19 protein-coding genes are annotated in these 15,787 nt (G+C 63.6%); 12 read left to right on the top strand and 7 right to left on the bottom strand.

From position 1 onward, the window contains the following. Positions 1-2 precede the first annotated feature (2 nt). Genes Q0603_RS11845 through Q0603_RS11835 form a run of 3 tightly spaced genes read left to right on the top strand, consistent with a single transcriptional unit; the run spans position 3 to position 2,638 of the window. Complete coding sequence (locus Q0603_RS11845) at positions 3-779, top strand: metal ABC transporter ATP-binding protein (protein WP_298725859.1); 777 nt, start codon at positions 3-5, stop codon at positions 777-779. A 39-nt stretch (positions 780-818) separates the two neighbouring features. After that, a complete protein-coding gene (locus tag Q0603_RS11840) occupies positions 819-1,694 on the top strand; it encodes a metal ABC transporter permease (RefSeq protein WP_298725857.1) in 876 nt (291 codons plus the stop codon). Positions 1,695-1,696: 2 nt separating this feature from the next. Then, positions 1,697-2,638 carry a zinc ABC transporter substrate-binding protein gene (locus Q0603_RS11835; protein ID WP_298725855.1) on the top strand — a complete coding sequence of 314 codons (942 nt, stop codon included), beginning with the start codon at positions 1,697-1,699 and terminating at the stop codon, positions 2,636-2,638. A gap of 106 nt (positions 2,639-2,744) precedes the next feature. Here the strand turns inward: Q0603_RS11835 and Q0603_RS11830 are convergent, their stop codons facing one another. The 5 genes from Q0603_RS11830 to leuA form a co-directional block, all read right to left on the bottom strand. After that, entirely contained in the window at positions 2,745-3,083 is a 339-nt protein-coding gene (locus Q0603_RS11830; protein WP_298725853.1) for a P-II family nitrogen regulator, read from the bottom strand. Positions 3,084-3,292: 209 nt separating this feature from the next. After that, positions 3,293-4,213 (bottom strand): U32 family peptidase, encoded by a 921-nt coding sequence (locus Q0603_RS11825; RefSeq protein WP_298725851.1) that lies wholly within the window; start codon positions 4,211-4,213, stop codon positions 3,293-3,295. Further along, the gene (locus Q0603_RS11820) at positions 4,210-5,208 is read right to left on the bottom strand and encodes a peptidase U32 family protein (RefSeq protein WP_298725849.1); all 999 of its coding nucleotides are present in this window, start codon (positions 5,206-5,208) and stop codon (positions 4,210-4,212) included. The genes Q0603_RS11825 and Q0603_RS11820 overlap by 4 nt, the downstream gene beginning before the upstream one ends. Beyond that, a complete protein-coding gene (locus Q0603_RS11815) occupies positions 5,205-5,738 on the bottom strand; it encodes an SCP2 sterol-binding domain-containing protein (RefSeq protein ID WP_298725847.1) in 534 nt (177 codons plus the stop codon). The genes Q0603_RS11820 and Q0603_RS11815 overlap by 4 nt, the downstream gene beginning before the upstream one ends. Before the next feature lie 143 nt (positions 5,739-5,881). Continuing rightward, entirely contained in the window at positions 5,882-7,582 is a 1,701-nt protein-coding gene (gene leuA / locus Q0603_RS11810) for a 2-isopropylmalate synthase (protein WP_298725845.1), read from the bottom strand. Positions 7,583-7,990: 408 nt separating this feature from the next. On the opposite strand from leuA, the gene Q0603_RS11805 reads away from it, so the two are divergent. The 5 genes from Q0603_RS11805 to Q0603_RS11785 all read left to right on the top strand — a co-directional run bounded on the left by Q0603_RS11805 (position 7,991) and on the right by Q0603_RS11785 (position 11,139). Continuing rightward, positions 7,991-8,692 carry a CoA transferase subunit A gene (locus tag Q0603_RS11805; protein ID WP_298725843.1) on the top strand — a complete coding sequence of 234 codons (702 nt, stop codon included), beginning with the start codon at positions 7,991-7,993 and terminating at the stop codon, positions 8,690-8,692. Positions 8,693-8,713: 21 nt separating this feature from the next. Next, positions 8,714-9,364: a 3-oxoacid CoA-transferase subunit B gene (locus Q0603_RS11800; RefSeq protein WP_298725841.1), complete on the top strand. Its 651-nt coding sequence runs from the start codon at positions 8,714-8,716 to the stop codon at positions 9,362-9,364. Between the two features lie 146 nt (positions 9,365-9,510). Further along, positions 9,511-9,864: a DUF6152 family protein gene (locus Q0603_RS11795; protein WP_298725839.1), complete on the top strand. Its 354-nt coding sequence runs from the start codon at positions 9,511-9,513 to the stop codon at positions 9,862-9,864. Between the two features lie 5 nt (positions 9,865-9,869). Further along, positions 9,870-10,367 (top strand): hypothetical protein, encoded by a 498-nt coding sequence (locus Q0603_RS11790; protein ID WP_298725837.1) that lies wholly within the window; start codon positions 9,870-9,872, stop codon positions 10,365-10,367. 193 nt (positions 10,368-10,560) lie between these two features. After that, complete coding sequence (locus Q0603_RS11785; protein ID WP_298725835.1) at positions 10,561-11,139, top strand: YbaY family lipoprotein; 579 nt, start codon at positions 10,561-10,563, stop codon at positions 11,137-11,139. A gap of 119 nt (positions 11,140-11,258) precedes the next feature. Here Q0603_RS11785 and Q0603_RS11780 read toward each other — a convergent pair whose 3' ends face one another. Further along, positions 11,259-11,609 carry a hypothetical protein gene (locus Q0603_RS11780; RefSeq protein WP_298725833.1) on the bottom strand — a complete coding sequence of 117 codons (351 nt, stop codon included), beginning with the start codon at positions 11,607-11,609 and terminating at the stop codon, positions 11,259-11,261. Between the two features lie 118 nt (positions 11,610-11,727). Beyond that, a complete protein-coding gene (locus Q0603_RS11775) occupies positions 11,728-12,111 on the bottom strand; it encodes a YkvA family protein (RefSeq protein WP_298725831.1) in 384 nt (127 codons plus the stop codon). Between the two features lie 119 nt (positions 12,112-12,230). On the opposite strand from Q0603_RS11775, the gene Q0603_RS11770 reads away from it, so the two are divergent. The 4 genes from Q0603_RS11770 (at position 12,231) to Q0603_RS11755 (ending at position 15,782) form a co-directional block, all read left to right on the top strand. Continuing rightward, complete coding sequence (locus Q0603_RS11770; RefSeq protein ID WP_298725828.1) at positions 12,231-12,992, top strand: 3-hydroxyacyl-CoA dehydrogenase; 762 nt, start codon at positions 12,231-12,233, stop codon at positions 12,990-12,992. 173 nt (positions 12,993-13,165) lie between these two features. After that, on the top strand, positions 13,166-14,131 hold the full coding sequence (mdh, locus tag Q0603_RS11765) for a malate dehydrogenase (protein WP_298725826.1): 966 nt from the start codon (positions 13,166-13,168) through the stop codon (positions 14,129-14,131). A 109-nt stretch (positions 14,132-14,240) separates the two neighbouring features. Next, entirely contained in the window at positions 14,241-14,435 is a 195-nt protein-coding gene (locus Q0603_RS11760) for a YqaE/Pmp3 family membrane protein (RefSeq protein WP_298725824.1), read from the top strand. A gap of 123 nt (positions 14,436-14,558) precedes the next feature. Beyond that, entirely contained in the window at positions 14,559-15,782 is a 1,224-nt protein-coding gene (locus Q0603_RS11755; protein ID WP_298725822.1) for an MFS transporter, read from the top strand. The last annotated feature ends 5 nt before the right edge of the window (positions 15,783-15,787 follow it).

The following is a 15,787-nucleotide window of genomic DNA, read 5'->3' as shown; positions in this document are numbered from 1 at the left end:
CTATGGACATGACCCCTGATGCCATCGCCAGCCTGCCAGGCGAAATCCGCCTGCAGAACGTTACCGTGACCTATGACCGGCATCCGGCCGTGCATCATGTCAGCGGCGGCTTCCTGCCCGGGTCGCTGACGGCCATCGTGGGGCCGAATGGCGCCGGCAAGTCGACCCTGCTGAAGGCCATCGTCGGCCATTTGCCGGTAACCGAGGGCAGCATCGAGCGGCATCAGCTGAAACCCTGCGACATTGCCTATCTTCCGCAGCAGGCCAGCCTTGACCGCGCCTATCCGATCTCGGTGCTGGAGCTTGTGCTGCTGGGGCATTGGCGCCGCGCCGGAGCCTTCGGCCGGATCGGGCGCGAGGGCATCGCGGCGGCAAGGACGGCCTTGCAGGCGGTCGGTCTGGAAGGTTTTGAGGACCGTTCGCTCGGCAGCCTGTCCATCGGTCAGGCTCAGCGCGCCTTGTTTGCCCGCGTGCTGGTGCAGGACGCCAAGGTCATCCTGCTGGACGAGCCTTTCAATGCGCTGGATGCGCGCACCGTCGCCGATCTGCTTGCCCTGATGCAACGGTGGCATGGCGAGCAGCGCACGGTGATCGCGGTGCTGCACGATTTCGACCTCGTGCGCCAGTATTTTCCGGATGCGCTCTATCTCGCAAGGCGGCTGATCGCCTGGGGTAAGGTGGAAAACGTGCTGACCGCAGAGAATCAGCTGGCGGCGCGGCGCATGGCAGAATCCTGGGACGAGCGCGCGCATATCTGCCACACGGACCACGCCGCCTAGCGGCCCTGTAATCTTGAGTCTTTCGGAGCGACATCGCGCATGGGCGCCGTGGCATATGATTTCCTGATCGGGCCTTTCGCCGAATTCCCGTTCATGCGGCGCGCCCTGGTGGCGTGTTTCGCCCTGGCGCTTGGCAGCGCGCCGATTGGCGTGGTGCTGATGCTGCGTCGCATGAGCCTGTTCGGCGAAGCGATGAGCCACGCGATCCTGCCCGGCGCTGCGATCGGCTTCATGGTGGCCGGCTTTTCGCTGCCGGCGATCAGCATAGGGGGCATCGTCGCCGGCCTGGTCGTGGCCTTGGCGGCGGGTGCGGCCACCCGGGCCACGGATCAGCGCGAGGATGCAAACTTCGCCGCCTTCTATCTGATCGCGCTTGCGCTTGGCGTGACGCTGATTTCGACGCGTGGCTCGGCGGTCGACGTGATGCATATCCTGTTCGGTTCGGTGCTGGCGGTGAACGAAGCGGCCCTGTTGCTCCTGGGGGCGGTTGCGAGCGTCACCCTGCTTGTCATGGCGGCGATTTACCGGCCGCTGCTGGTGGAGGGTTTCGATCCGGAATTTCTGCGCAGCGTCCAAGGCAGCGGCGCGCTGTATCACTTCATTTTTCTCGGCCTGGTGGTGGTCAACCTGGTGGCCGGTTTTCAGGCGCTGGGCAGCTTGATGGCGGTAGGGCTGATGATGCTGCCGGCGGCGGCTGCGCGGTATTGGACGCGTTCGCTTGTCGGCTCCATGGCCGTGGCTTCGTTGATCGCCGCGCTGTCGGGCTATTGCGGACTGCTGCTGTCGTATCACGCCGATCTGCCGTCCGGTCCGTCCATCGTGCTGTTCGCCGGCGCCGGCTATCTGATCTCGCTCGCGATCGGGCGTCAGGGACTGATGCTGCATTGGCGCCGCCGCCATCACCTGGAGGCCTGAGGATGCGCCGCCTTCTGCTGCTGGCGCTGTTTCTGCTGGCCGGCTCGCCGGCCATGGCGCAGCAACAGCTCAAGGCCATCGCAAGTTTTTCCATTCTTGCCGACATCGTCAGCCAGGTGGGTGGCGACAAAGTGCAGGTCGCAACCCTGGTACCGGCCATGGGCGATGCGCATGTCTTTCAGCCGTCCCCCTCCGATGCCCGCGCCGTGGCTGGTGCTGATGTCCTGGTATCGAATGGCCTGAATTTCGAGACCTGGCTGGATCGCCTGGTCGCGGCCACTGGCTTCAAGGGGCGGCGGATCGTGGCAGCCGACGGCATCCGGCCGCGGCCGCTGGGCGACCATCACGGCCACGACCATGGGCATATTCACGGGGGGCACACCCATGATCATGGTCACGATCATGGCGTCGTCGACGATCCGCATGTCTGGCACGATCTGCGGCGCATGCAGACCTATGTGGCGAATATCGCCGAAGGCCTGGCTGCCGCCGATCCCGCCAATGCTGCGTATTACCGGCAGCGGGGACAGGCCTATGCAGCGGAACTGAAGGCCTTGGATGCGTGGGCCGAGGCGGCCTTCACTGCGCTGCCGCGCGCCCACCGCAAGGTGATCACGCAGCACGATGCCTTCGGCTATCTGGCCGACCGTTTCGAGATCGACTTCCTGGCGCCGCAAGGAATCGCAACGGATGCCGAGGCTTCGGCAGAAGCCGTGGGCAAGCTGATCCGCCAGATCAAGCGCCAGCGCGTGCAGGCGGTCTTTTTCGAGAATATCATCAATCCGCGGCTGATCGAGCAGATCGCCAAGGATGCCAAGGTGCGGATCGGCGGCCGGCTGTATTCCGATGCGCTGTCACCGCCGGGCGGCGAAGCGGACAGCTTCATCAAGATGTACCGGCTGAATGTCGAGCGTCTGATCGCCGCGATGCGCCGCGACAGCTGAAGCCAATTAAGAGAAATGCCGCCGGGATGATCCGGCGGCATTGCCTGGAGAACAGAGATCTGAAAAGAAAAAGACCTGAGCGGGCTGCCGCTCCGGAATATCCGTCTTAGAGCGCGTCGTCGTCGGTTTCGCCGGTGCGGATGCGCAGCGCCTTCTCAAGATCCAGAACGAAAATCTTGCCATCGCCGATCTGCCCCGTCTTGGCGGCGTTTTGAATAGCCTCAACCACACGGTCGGCCAGGGCGGACTTTACCGCCACTTCGATTTTCACCTTCGGCAGGAAGCTCACTGCGTATTCCGCCCCACGGTAAATCTCGGTATGGCCTTTCTGCCGGCCGAACCCCTTCACCTCGGTGACGGTCAGGCCCTCGACGCCGAGGCTGGTGAGCGCCTCTCGGACCTCGTCGAGCTTGAACGGCTTGATGACTGCCATGACCAGTTTCATGTGTCGCACTCCTCAACAGTGTTGGCCGTTTTCCGGGTTATCGGCCCGCTCGGCTCGTTGTCGCCGTCTCATCCCTTCAAGAAGCGTGCCGGTTGTTTCGGACGAGTCGTTCGCCACTTTAGCCCGCCCTGGCCGGCAGGAAAGGGCCAAGCTGTGAAGATGATGCCTGAATTCCGGCAATAATGCCCAATTTTTGGGCGCGCGCCGCGTTATTGGGTGTGACCAAATCGGGCCTGCAGGATGGCCCTGCCTTCCCGGCCATGAATGAAGCCGTTGGAGAAGCGCAGCCCCTTTGCCAGGCTGGCAAGCTGCCGGCTGGCCTCGGCCGGATCGATCTGCTGCTCGGCGATGCGGCGGAACAGCGAAATGACCGCCACCATGTCGGTATCCTGCGGCGAGAGGCGGAAATGGCGGATGCCCGCCTCCATCAGGCCGGGGATTTCACCGCTGAGATTGAGGCAGGTATGGGACATGGTCTGCGTGCCGTTGATCGCCAGGAAGGCCTCGCCGTCCAGCGTCTTCACGGAGCGGCCATCGGGATCGTTGCCGCACATGTAGCGGCAGGAATCCTTGTGCAGGCCATGGGCGCGTGCATGGAAGCAGCGCGCCGAGATCGCCAGCGGCATCCGGCCGAAGACGAGGACCTCGAGCGGGACGGAAGATACCTTCGCCAAGGCCGCAATCGCCGTGCCTGGCAGTTCCGGCGGCAGGCAGACGCGCATTGCGCCTTGACGCACGAGATAATCCAGCGTGCCCTCGTTATAGACGTTGATGAAGGGGCCGATGACATGCGGCCGTCCGGCCAGGCTGCGCACTGCACCAAGGTCATTTGCCTCGATCAGCATGTCGGGCGTCTCAGCCATGGCGATCTGCTCGGTCATCATGCGGGACTCGCGTTCGGTCATCACCAGCGCGCGGCTGGACAGCACCACCGTCTTTCCGCCGCGCCGCAGCCGCTCGATGATCTCGGGCAAGACTGGATCAACAAAGGGCGCGCGTTTCGAACAGACGATCTCTCCGACATGGACGATATCGACCGGCGCCTCATCAGCGATGCGGGCGTAGAAATCGAGCAAACGCTCCGCGGGCCAATGGAACAGGACCGGGCCCAGGGTCAAAGTCGCACTCATCGCCAGGCCTTCCTATAGGCGCCAAAGGTGTCCTGCTGGCCTTCCGCCAACTGGCGCAGCGCGGCAGTTGCGGCCGGCATGGCGCGGCCGGCGCTCAAGCCATCCACCAGCTCGCGGAACTGGCGCACCACTTCGGCGACATAGGCGCGGCCTCGCTGCCGGCCTTCGATCTTCAGCGCCTTTACGCCGGCCTCGGCCAGATCTTTCAGGATATCCCCGGTGCTCAGGCTCGTGGGTTCTTCAAACAGATAACTGGCGTAATCGCCGACGGCGAAGCGGCCCTTGCAGAGCGTCGGATAGCCGGCCTTCTCGTCCTTGCCGAAAATGTTGATGGTCGAGCCGCCCAGGCTGGAGACCAGTTTGTCGCCGCGCTGCTCATAACGCACATGACTGGCGGGCGAACAGACGCCTTGCCGGTTCGGCGACTGGCCGGTGACGTAGGACGACAGCGAGCAGCGGCCTTCCGCCATCGGACACATGCCGCCGAAGGCGAAGACTTCCGTCTCCACCGGGATCTGCCTGGTCAGCTTGGCGATCTCGGCGACAGTCAGCACGCGCGGCAGCACCACGCGGCGGACACCGAAGGCTTCATGGTAGAAGCGGATGGCATCCGCGTGCGACGCGGCGGCCTGCACCGAGAGATGCAGCCGCAGGCTGGGATGCCGCTGCGATGCGTAATCCAGAAGGCCGATATCGGCAATGATCACCGCGTCGGCGCCAAGCGCTGCCGCGTCATCGATGGCGCGATGCCACGCAGCCTGGTTTCCCGCCGCCGCATAGGTGTTGATCGCGACAAAGACTTCGCGTCCGTGCTGATGCGCATAGCCTATGCCGTCGCGCAGCTCCGGACGGCTGAAGTTCAGGCCGGGAAAGTTGCGGGCATTGGTCTCGTCACGGAAGCCGACATAGACCACATCGGCGCCGGCATCGATGGCGTCACGCAGGGCTGCCGGCGTGCCGGCCGGGCAGACGAGTTCGAGCAGGGCCTTGCTCATGTGGCCGACCGGTGCAGGCGAGAGCCGAGCGAGATCAGATGGCGGGCCAGACGCTCTGCAGGCGAAGAGAAGGGGCCAAGCAGCGAAACGACATCTGCCACCAGATCGATTCCAGCATCGTCGACAGCATTGCGCAGCGCCACCACCACTTCCATGTCCCCTTCGACGACAAGGTCGCGCGAGAAGAACAGCGCGTCGCCATCCAGCTTGCCTTCCAGAAGCTGCAGCAAGGTCAGCATGTCTGCGCGGATGGTCGCACGCGCCTGCGTCGCATCTGCCGGCGTGGCAAAACGCAGATGCGGCGCGGCAGGCGGCGCCTGCAAGGTCAGCAGCAACGGGTAAGGCAGATCGTGCGGCACGATCAGACAGCTTGCGCCGGCAAAATCGGCGAGCCGCTCCAGCACCGTGCTATGGCGCCGCGCCAGCAGGTGGGCAAGACCGTTCAAAACCGATTCGGCCAGGCTTTTTGCGCCCGGCGGCAGCGGCCAGCGCGCAAGATTGGGGAGTGATCGGGCAATGGATATCGGCATCGCTCTTTCCGCCAGCGATCAGGGACGATCGCGTCATAGAAGCGATGACGGGGGAACATCGTTGATGTGCATCAAAGAGGAAGGGATTAGATGCCCTTCCTCTTTGACAGGCGGCTGATTTGATGAAAACGAGAGTAGCGAGGCTATACCAGCCGGTTGGCTGCTGAGGTCACTGCCTTGAGCGAAGCCACAACGATGTTGCGGTCGCGGCCGACGCCGAACAGCGTCGTGCCATCGGGCCGCTTGATCTCGACATAGGCGACCGCTTCCGACGAAGCGCCGGCGCCGTCTGAACGCGGCGTGATCGCATGCTCGCGATAGTCGACCAGCGTGATCGGCACGCCGGCATGACGGCTCAAGGCATCGATATAGGCATCAATCGGCCCCGTGCCCTTGCCTTGCAGTTCGATGGTCTGCTGGCCGTCACGGATGCTGGCGGTGAGATTGCGCTGCTCGCTCTTATGCGGGTCCGGCAGAGTGCGATGATCGATGAAGCTGAAGCGTCCGTTGGGCTGGCTGAGATATTCGCCCTCGAAGGTGTCCCAGATCAGCTTGGGCGACAGCTCCTTGCCGGTCTCGTCGGCGATCTTCTGGATCACCTGGCTGAATTCAATCTGCAGGCGGCGCGGCAACTCGAGACCGTAATCCTGCTCCAGCACGTAAGACACGCCACCCTTGCCGGACTGGCTGTTGATGCGGATCACCGGCTCGTAGGCGCGGCCGACATCGGCGGGATCGATCGGCAGATAGGGAACTTCCCAGATGCCGTCGTTGCGCTGCGCCTGGGCGGCCATGCCTTTCTTGATCGCGTCCTGATGCGAGCCGGAGAAGGCCGTGTAGGCCAGCTCGCCCACATAGGGATGGCGCGGATGGATCGGCAACTGGTTGCAATATTCCGCCGTGCGCGCCACCGCCGTGATGTCGCTGAAATTCAGCATGGGATCGACGCCCTGGGTGAACATGTTCAGCGCCAGCGTGACCACATCGACATTGCCGGTGCGCTCGCCATTGCCGAACAGGGTGCCTTCGACCCGGTCGGCGCCAGCCATCACGCCCAACTCGGCCGCGGCAACGCCGGTGCCACGGTCGTTATGCGGATGCAGGCTGAGGATGATGCTGTCGCGGTTCTTCACATGGCGCAGGAAATATTCGATCTGGTCGGCGTAGATATTCGGCGTCGCCATCTCCACCGTGGCCGGCAGGTTCAGGATCACCTTCTTTTCCGGCGTCGGCTGCCAGACATCCATCACCGCTTCGCAGATCTCGATGGCGTAATCCAGCTCGGTGCCGGTGAAGCTTTCCGGCGAATACTGGAAGACCCATTCGGTTTCCGGCGCGGCATCGGCCAGTTGCTTGACCAGCTTGGCGCCGTCGACGGCGATTTTCGTGATCCCGGCCTTGTCCAGGCCGAAGACGACGCGGCGTTGCAAGGTTGAGGTCGAGTTATACAGATGCACGATGGCCCGCCGCGCGCCTTTCAGCGCCTCGAAGGTGCGGGCGATCAGTTCCGGCCGCGCCTGGGTCAGCACCTGAATGGTGACGTCATTGGGGATGAGGTTTTCCTCGATGATCTGGCGCACGAAGGTGAAATCGGTATCCGAAGCGGCTGGAAAGCCGACCTCGATTTCCTTGAAGCCGATCTGCACCAGGGTCTCAAACATCCGGCGCTTGCGCTCCGGGCCCATCGGCTCGATCAGAGCCTGGTTGCCGTCGCGCAGGTCGACGCTGCACCAGATCGGCGCCTTGTCGATGATCCGGTTCGGCCATTGCCGGTCAGGCAAGGGAATCGGCTGGAAGGGCCGGTATTTGTGAAACGGCATATTGGACGGGGACTGGACAGTCATGGCTCGCTCCTGAGGCGAAAAGAGTTGCGTTCGACGATGAAAGGGCCTGATACGGCCGCCGAGGGGCCCGCGATCTCAGCGGCCGCCAGTAAGTCGAAGCGTCAGGAGCAGCAGCGCCGGCCGCAGCTCAGCCGCGGGCGCAGAAACGGCAACAGACTTGGAATAGGGAATAGACATGACAACCGACCGACTGGTTTACGACAAGCACGCTTAGACCGACCCGACCCTGCTCACAGGATCGGGCAGCTAAGAAGGAGCGTGCTAAGTCGGCGGCTTTTGTTCATATCGCCAACAAATTGCCAGTCTGTTGCCTTTGCGTCAAGTCAGCCGTTGCCCGGGACGGGCGGCACGGTTAATGTCCCCGCGTTTCAGGGGCTTGGCCCCAAAACCCAGTCTAGGAAGAGGGGCATGAATAAGGTCTATCCGAACGCGAAAGCGGCGCTGGAAGGCATTCTCCGCGATAACATGACGGTGATGTGCGGCGGCTTCGGCCTCTGCGGCGTTCCCGAGAAGCTGATCGACGCGCTGATGGAAAGTGGGGTCAAGAACCTCACCTGCGTGTCGAACAATGCGGGCGTCGACGGTGCCGGCCTGGGCAAGCTGCTGGAGACCCGCCAGATCAAGAAGATGATCTCGTCCTATGTCGGCGAGAACAAGATTTTCGCCCAGCAGTATCTCGCGGGCGAGCTGGAGCTTGAATTCAACCCGCAGGGCACGCTGGCCGAGCGCATCCGCGCCGGCGGCGCCGGCATCCCGGCCTTCTTCACCAAGACCGGTGTCGGCACGCTGATCGCCGAGGGCAAGGAAGAGCGCATCTTCAACGGCGAACGCTACATCATGGAAACCGGTCTCACCGCCGACCTGTCACTGGTGAAGGCCTGGAAGGGCGATACCGCGGGCAATCTCGTCTATCGCAAGACGGCGCGGAACTTCAATCCGGCGATGGCGACGGCGGGCAAGATCACCGTTGCGGAAGTCGAGGAACTCGTCGAACCCGGTCAGCTCGATCCCGACATGATTCACACGCCGGGCATCTACGTGCAGCGCATCATCTGCGGTGCGCCGTACGACAAGAAGATCGAGAACCGCACCGTGCGCAAGCGCGCCTGAGCCGAAGAGGAGAGCTGAATCATGGCTTGGACCCGCGAAGAAATGGCCGCCCGCGCCGCGAAGGAACTGCAGGACGGCTTCTACGTCAATCTCGGCATCGGCATCCCGACCCTGGTGTCGAACTTCATCCCCGAAGGCATCGATGTGGTGCTGCAGTCGGAAAACGGCATGCTCGGCATGGGGCCTTTCCCGTATGAGGGCGAGGAAGATCCGGACCTGATCAATGCCGGCAAGCAGACGATCACCGAACTGCCGCATTCCAGCTATTTCGGCTCGGATCAGTCGTTCGCGATGATCCGTGGCGGCCATATCGACCTGTCCATCCTCGGCGCCATGCAGGTGGCCGAGAATGGCGATCTGGCCAACTGGATGATCCCCGGCAAGATGGTCAAGGGCATGGGCGGCGCCATGGATCTGGTGGCCGGCGTGAAGCGCGTCGTCGTCGTCATGGAGCATACCTCCAAGGACGGTGAGAAGAAGCTGCTCAAGCGCTGCACCCTGCCGCTGACCGGCGCCGGCGTGGTGGACATGGTCATCACCGACATGGCCGTCTTCACCATCGACAAGAAGAAGGGCGGCATGACGCTGATCGAGCGCGCCCCGGGCGTTTCGCTCGCCGACATCGAGCGGACGACCGAAGCCCTCTACACGGTGGCCGACAGCGCCAAGTAGTCCAGACTTACCTTACCAGTGTTTCGAACAAGGGCCCCGGCGTCATGCGCCGGGGCTTTTTTTGCCGGGATGCACGCAATTGTTAATAGCCGAAACGCGGCTTGGCCCCACATAATGGCTGGATCATGCGGGAAGGGAGGATTGCCATGCAGACGCGTCGTCATCTTCTGCTGAGCGGCATCGCCTTGCTGGCGAGCAAGCCGGTTTTCGCCCATCATGGTTGGGGTTCCTACGATTCCACCAGGACGCTGACCCTGGAAGGCGTGGTGGACAAGGTGATCCCTGACAATCCCCATGCCGAACTGTTTCTGAAGACCAGCGAAAAGACCTGGCAGGTGATCCTCTCGCCGCCTTACCGGATGGCCAATCGCGGCAAGCCCATCACCGATATCCAGGCGGGCGACAAGGTGGTGGCAGTCGGCTATCCGAGCAAGAACCACGCGGACGAAATGCGCGCCGAGCGCATCACCCATAACGGTACGACGGTCGAACTGCGCTAGCCCGCATGGAGCACGCGCCGTCCACTCATCCGCTGCTGGTTGCGCTGGAGCAATCCAGCCTCGGCGCCGCCATGCGGCAATCCCTCTATCTCTATCCGGGCGCGGAAATCCTGCACATTCTTGGTTTCGTGCTGCTGGTCGGCAGTATCATCGGCTTCGATCTGCGCGTGCTGGGAATTAGCCGCGGCGTAGCGGCGGGGGCCTTTGGCCGGCATAACGTGCCGCTGGCGATGGTCGGCTTCTTCGTCGCCGCGCCGGCAGGCTTTTTGTTGTTCAGCGCCGAAGCCACCAGCATCGCCGTGAATACGGCTTTCCGGTTCAAGCTCATCTGCATTGCTGTCGGCCTTGCCAATGCAGCGCTGTTTCATCTTGGCCCCTGGCGCAGCATCGATGTCTGGGGCAGAACCGCCGATGCCCCCCTGGCGGCGAAAGCCGGCGCCGTGGTTTCACTGCTTGCCTGGACCGGTGCTGTGATCGGCGGGAGGCTGATCGCCTATCTCTGAGGGCTTTTACGGGAACAGATCAGCCTTGTCGCGCAATGGCCGAATTCCGCCATAACGCCGCCCCAGTCCAGCCATCTACCGCCCCATCCTTTTTCGCCACTGCAGCACTCCACGCCGGCCGATGAGCCGAATTGCGGGCGGCGGTGTTTCTGTCTTCGAAAACTGCCATCGTTCCGATCAGAAGGAGATCGCCATGATCGTGCGTCGAACGCTTCTTGCCATGTTGGCTCTATCGGCCGTTGCCGCCTGTTCCGCCCCGCGCGGCGATGCGGTCACCGGGACTGTCGGATATCGCGAGCGGATGGTACTGCCCGCGGATTCCGTCGTTGTCGTGCGGCTTGATGATGTAACGCGGGGTCCCACCTATCCCGCGGCCATTTCCGAGCAGCGCATCGTCCCCACCTCGAATTCGCCCATTCGCTTCGCCGTGCCGTATTCCCGCACCGACATCAATCCCAACGGCACCTACGTGGTAAACGCCTGGATCGAGCAGGGCGGGCGCGTGCTGTTCCGCAATGCCAATATGCATCAGGTGCTGACCAAGTCCGCGCCGAGCCACAATATCCATGTCGAGCTGGAGCAGGTGTTGGCCACTACGCCGCCGATGCCGGGCACATCCACCACGACCGTCTATCCGGCGAGCGGCGGCACGGTGATCGTGCAGCCGGGCAGCACCGTTGTGACGCCGGCCGCGACCCCGGCTCCCGTGACCACGGCTCCGGTGACTGCTGCGCCCCCGCCGGGCACGGTTGTCATTCCGGCCGCACGCTGAGCGTTTGGCGCGCTAAGCATGCAGGTGGGCGGAGCATGCAGGTGGGCGGAGGCTGTGGCCTGATATCTGCGCGAGCAGCGCGATATCAGGCTACACCCTTCCACGCCGCCTTGGGGAATCTAAGGGCAGGGCGTTTCCCGGAAGGCATAGATCCGGTCATCTGCGGGAATGAAGTCGGCCCTGCCGGTCGGCCGTTGCAGGCCTTTAATCGCCCATTCCGGCGAGAGATAGGTCTGATAGATCAGGCAGACCGTGCGGCCATTGCGTTCGGTGCGGCTGTATTCCGCTTTTGCCGCCCAGCGCCCATCGGGTTGCAGCAGCCGTGTCTCGCCGCCTTCCACCTCGATGCGCCATCTGAGCGGCGATCCATCACGCACGTTGATATAGACTTGACCCGGCTGGGGTGAGAGGTGCAGCGGTTCCGATAACACGTAGCCGCCTGCCAGCACGGTTCCTGCATCGAAGTTCAACGGCGGCGCCGGCTGCTCCGCCGCCGCGGCAGCAGATGCAATGCACGATGCGGTTATGATCCCGGGCCAGCGCATGGTTCGAGCATAGCATGACGCGCCCGGGTGTCGGGAACGCCTCTCAGGATTGGCGGCGCGCCGCTTCCAGAAAGGCCCGCGCTTTTTCGCGGTGCTTGTCAGTAATGCTGCTGTCCACCGCCTTGATGGCAGCCAGGATGACGGCGAGATCGTCGCTATAGCCCAAAGCGCCCAGCAGATCAGGCACGAAATCCAGCGGCACGACGAAGTAGCCCAATGCTCCCAGCAGGATGGCTTTCGCGCTGGCCGGTGTTTTCGGGTCGACGGCAGCATAAAACGCCGCCAGGAAGGTTTCCGCGAAGGGAAGGTAGGTCACTGCAACCTTGAACTTCCGCCAGAAACGGCGGATCAGGCGTGACTCTTCCAGCGCCAGACGCCTGGGATCGGCGGGCAGCTGATATTGCGGCGGATTGGGGTCGGTGATCACCCGAAAGATATGGGCGGGCGCCGCCCGGCCCGCAACCCCCGCCAGCCCTCGTCAGCGCCGGGCCGATCTGCTAGAACCCGCCAATCGTTGTAGGGGCAAACAATCAGGAGGAGAAGCCCATGCAGTTGCAAGGGGTAGGCGCGATCGTTACCGGCGGTGCTTCGGGCCTGGGAGCCGCAACGGCGCGCGAGTTGGCCAAGGCCGGTGCCAAGGTTGCAGTCTTCGACATGAACGTCGAGCAGGGCGAACAGGTCGCCAAGGAAATCGGCGGTATTTTCGTGAAATGCGACGTGGCTGACGGTCCGGGCGGCGAAGCGGCCGTGAAGGAAGCCATCGCCAAGGTCGGTCCGGTGCGCGTGCTGGTCAACTGCGCCGGCGTGGGCACGCCGATGAAGGCCGTCGGCAAGGACGGTCCGGTTGCGCTGGAGAAGTTCGTCAAGGTCGTGCAGATCAATCTGGTCGGCACCTTCAACATGATTCGCCTGGTTGCGCATCACATGCAGCAGCAGCCGGAAATGGCCGACAAGGAGCGTGGCTGCATCATCAACACCGCCTCTGTTGCGGCTTTCGACGGTCAGATCGGTCAGCCGGCCTACGGCGCTTCCAAGGCGGGCGTCCATGGCATGACCCTGCCGCTGGCGCGTGAATTCGCCCAGTTCGGCATCCGCGTCTGCACCATCGCGCCGGGCCTGTTCGGCACGCCGATGATGTTCGCCCTGCCGCCCGAGGCGCAGGAAAGCCTGGGCAAGTCGGTGCCGTATCCGTCGCGCCTGGGCCGTCCGGAGGAATATGCCGCGCTGGCGCGTCATATCTGCGAGAATGTCATGCTGAACGGCGAGACCATCCGCCTGGACGGTGCGCTGCGCATGGCGCCCCGCTGAGCATAAGTCCAAGCTACAGTTTGAGTTTGCTCTACGGCCGCCGGAACCTTCCGGCGGCCGTTTGCTTTTGCCCTTTTGGGGAGGGCCGGAGCCTTGCCGCGAGGGGCATTTCCCGCTACCCCTTGGGCCGCCCTTTTCACCCCTGACTTCAGCCATTTCCGGAGGTTTTTCCCATGGCGCGCAAGAAAATCGCCCTGATCGGCGGCGGCAATATCGGCGGTACGCTGGCCCTGCTGGCCGGTCTCAAGGAGCTCGGCGACATCGTCCTCTTCGACGTGGTGGAAGGCCTGCCGCAGGGCAAGTCGCTCGACATCGCCCAGGCGGGCGCGGTGGAAGGCTTCGACGCCAAGCTGGTCGGCGCCAACGACTACGCGCCGATCGCGGGCGCCGATGTCGTCATCGTCACCGCCGGCGTTGCCCGCAAGCCCGGCATGAGCCGCGACGACCTGCTCGGCATCAACATCAAGGTCATGCAGGCGGTCGGCGCCGGCATCAAGCAGCATGCGCCAAACGCCTTCGTCATCTGCATCACCAACCCGCTGGATGCGATGGTTTGGGTGCTGCGTGAGATCTCGGGCCTGCCGCATAACCGCGTTGTCGGCATGGCTGGCGTGCTCGACTCCGCCCGCTTCCGCCACTTCCTGGCCGAAGAATTCAACGTCTCGGTCAACGACGTCACCGCCTTCGTGCTCGGCGGCCACGGCGACACCATGGTGCCGCTGATCCGCTACTCGACTGTTGCGGGCATCCCGGTTCCCGATCTGATCAAGATGGGCTGGTCGACCCAGGAGAAGATCGACAAGATCGTGCAGCGTACCCGCGATGGCGGCGCCGAGATCGTGGCACTGCTGAAGACCGGCTCGGCCTTCTACGCGCCGGCATCTTCGGCCATCGAGATGGCCGAAGCCTATCTGAAGGACAAGCGCCGCGTGCTGCCCTGCGCCGCCTGGCTGAATGGCCAGTATGGCGTGAAGGACATGTATGTCGGCGTGCCGGTGGTGATCGGCGCGAACGGCGTGGAGAAGGTCGTCGAGATCGACCTGAACGCCGAAGAAAAGAAGATGTTCGAGCACTCGGCCAACGCCGTGAAGGGCCTGGTCGACGCCTGCAAGCAGATTGATCCGAGCCTGGGCAAGTAAGCTCACCGGCCTTTCGGGCAAATCAGACGGCGCGCCGGGCAACCAGCGCGCCGTTCGCGTTTGATGCGCCGCTTGCTATGATGGGGCCGAATCAAAGAGGAGCCCGCAGATGCGCCTGATCATCGCAATCTTCCTGCCCTTCCTGCTGTTCTTCACCATCGGCAGGCCGATCGCCGGCATCATCTGCCTGATCCTGCAGATCACCCTGATCGGCTGGCTGCCGGCGGCGCTCTGGGCCGTTTATGCGCTGAGCCAGTACAATACGAAGAAGCAGATCGAAGCGGCGACGGGCCGGCGGGGCTGACGAAGACCGGCAGCCTCAATTGGCAGCTCCAATTGCATGGTTGCATTTTAGGACTTGCCGAGGCGGGGCGAGTTCCTTAGTTGACTGGGTCGAAACGAACGACCGTTCAGGAGTAGAGCCGCCATGGCCACCGCTGTCCCCACCCCTGCGCTGACCTGGCGCACGCCGCTTCTCGTCATCATCGTCGGCTGCACGATTGCGCTGCTGAATTTCGGCGTCCGCTCGGGCTTCGGCCTGTTTTTGGAGCCGATCAGTGCCGCCAATGGCTGGGGCCGCGAGGTCTTCGCCTTCGGTATTGCCATCCAGACCGTGCTGTGGGGGGCGGGGCAGCCGTTCGCAGGCGCCATCGCCGACCGCTACGGCTCGGGCCGCGTGCTGGCTGGCGGCGCCGTGCTCTATGCCGCCGGCGTGGCGCTGACGGCCTATTCCACCACGCCGGCCATGCTGCATGTCACGCTCGGCGTGCTGATCGGCCTTGGCCTGGCGGGAACCTCCTTCACCGTGGCTCTGGCCGCCATCGCGCGCATGGTGCCGCCAGAGAAGCGCTCCTGGGCCCTGGGCATCGGCACGGCAGCCGGCTCGCTTGGACAGTTCCTCATGGTGCCGCTCGGCCAGGCCTTCATCGCCGCTTATGGATGGGCCTTTGCGCTGATCCTGCTCAGCCTGTTTGCCCTGGCCATTGCGCCGCTGGCGACTGTGCTGGCCGGCAAGGCGCCGGAAGGCACCGGCGCCCAGCAATCCCTGTCGGAAGCCTTAAAAGAAGCTGGCCTGCAGCGCAGCTACTGGCTGCTGATCTTCGGCTTCTTCGTCTGCGGCTTCCACGTTTCCTTCATTCAGACCCATCTGCCGGCCTATATCGTCGATCGCGGCCTCGATCCTGCCACCGGCGCCTGGGCCCTGGCGCTGGTTGGGCTGGCCAATGTGATCGGCTCCTATACCGCCGGCGTGCTGGGCGGCAAGCGCAGCAAGAAATACCTGCTCAGCTTCATCTACGGCGCCCGTGCCGTGGTGATCGCTGTCTTCGTCATGCTGCCCATGACCGAGATCAGCGTGCTGATCTTCGCCTTTTCCATGGGGCTGCTCTGGCTCTCCACCGTGCCGCTTACCTCTGGGCTCGTGGCGCAGATCTTCGGGCCGCGCTACATGGCTACCCTGTTTGGCATCGTCTTTTTCAGTCACCAGGTTGGCGGCTTCCTCGGCGTCTGGCTGGGCGGCCGCCTCTTCGACATGACGGGCTCTTACGATCTGGTCTGGTGGATCTCGATCGGTCTCGGTGTTTTCGCTGCCATCGTGCATTGGCCGATCGACGAGCGGCCGCTGGTGCGCGTCGCGCCGGCAACGGCCTGAGGGAT

Source organism: uncultured Ferrovibrio sp. (assembly GCF_937960835.1).
Taxonomy (GTDB): Bacteria; Pseudomonadota; Alphaproteobacteria; order Ferrovibrionales; family Ferrovibrionaceae; genus Ferrovibrio.
Note: the sequence above shows the minus strand (reverse complement) of the source record. Positions and strands in the feature narration are given on the sequence as shown.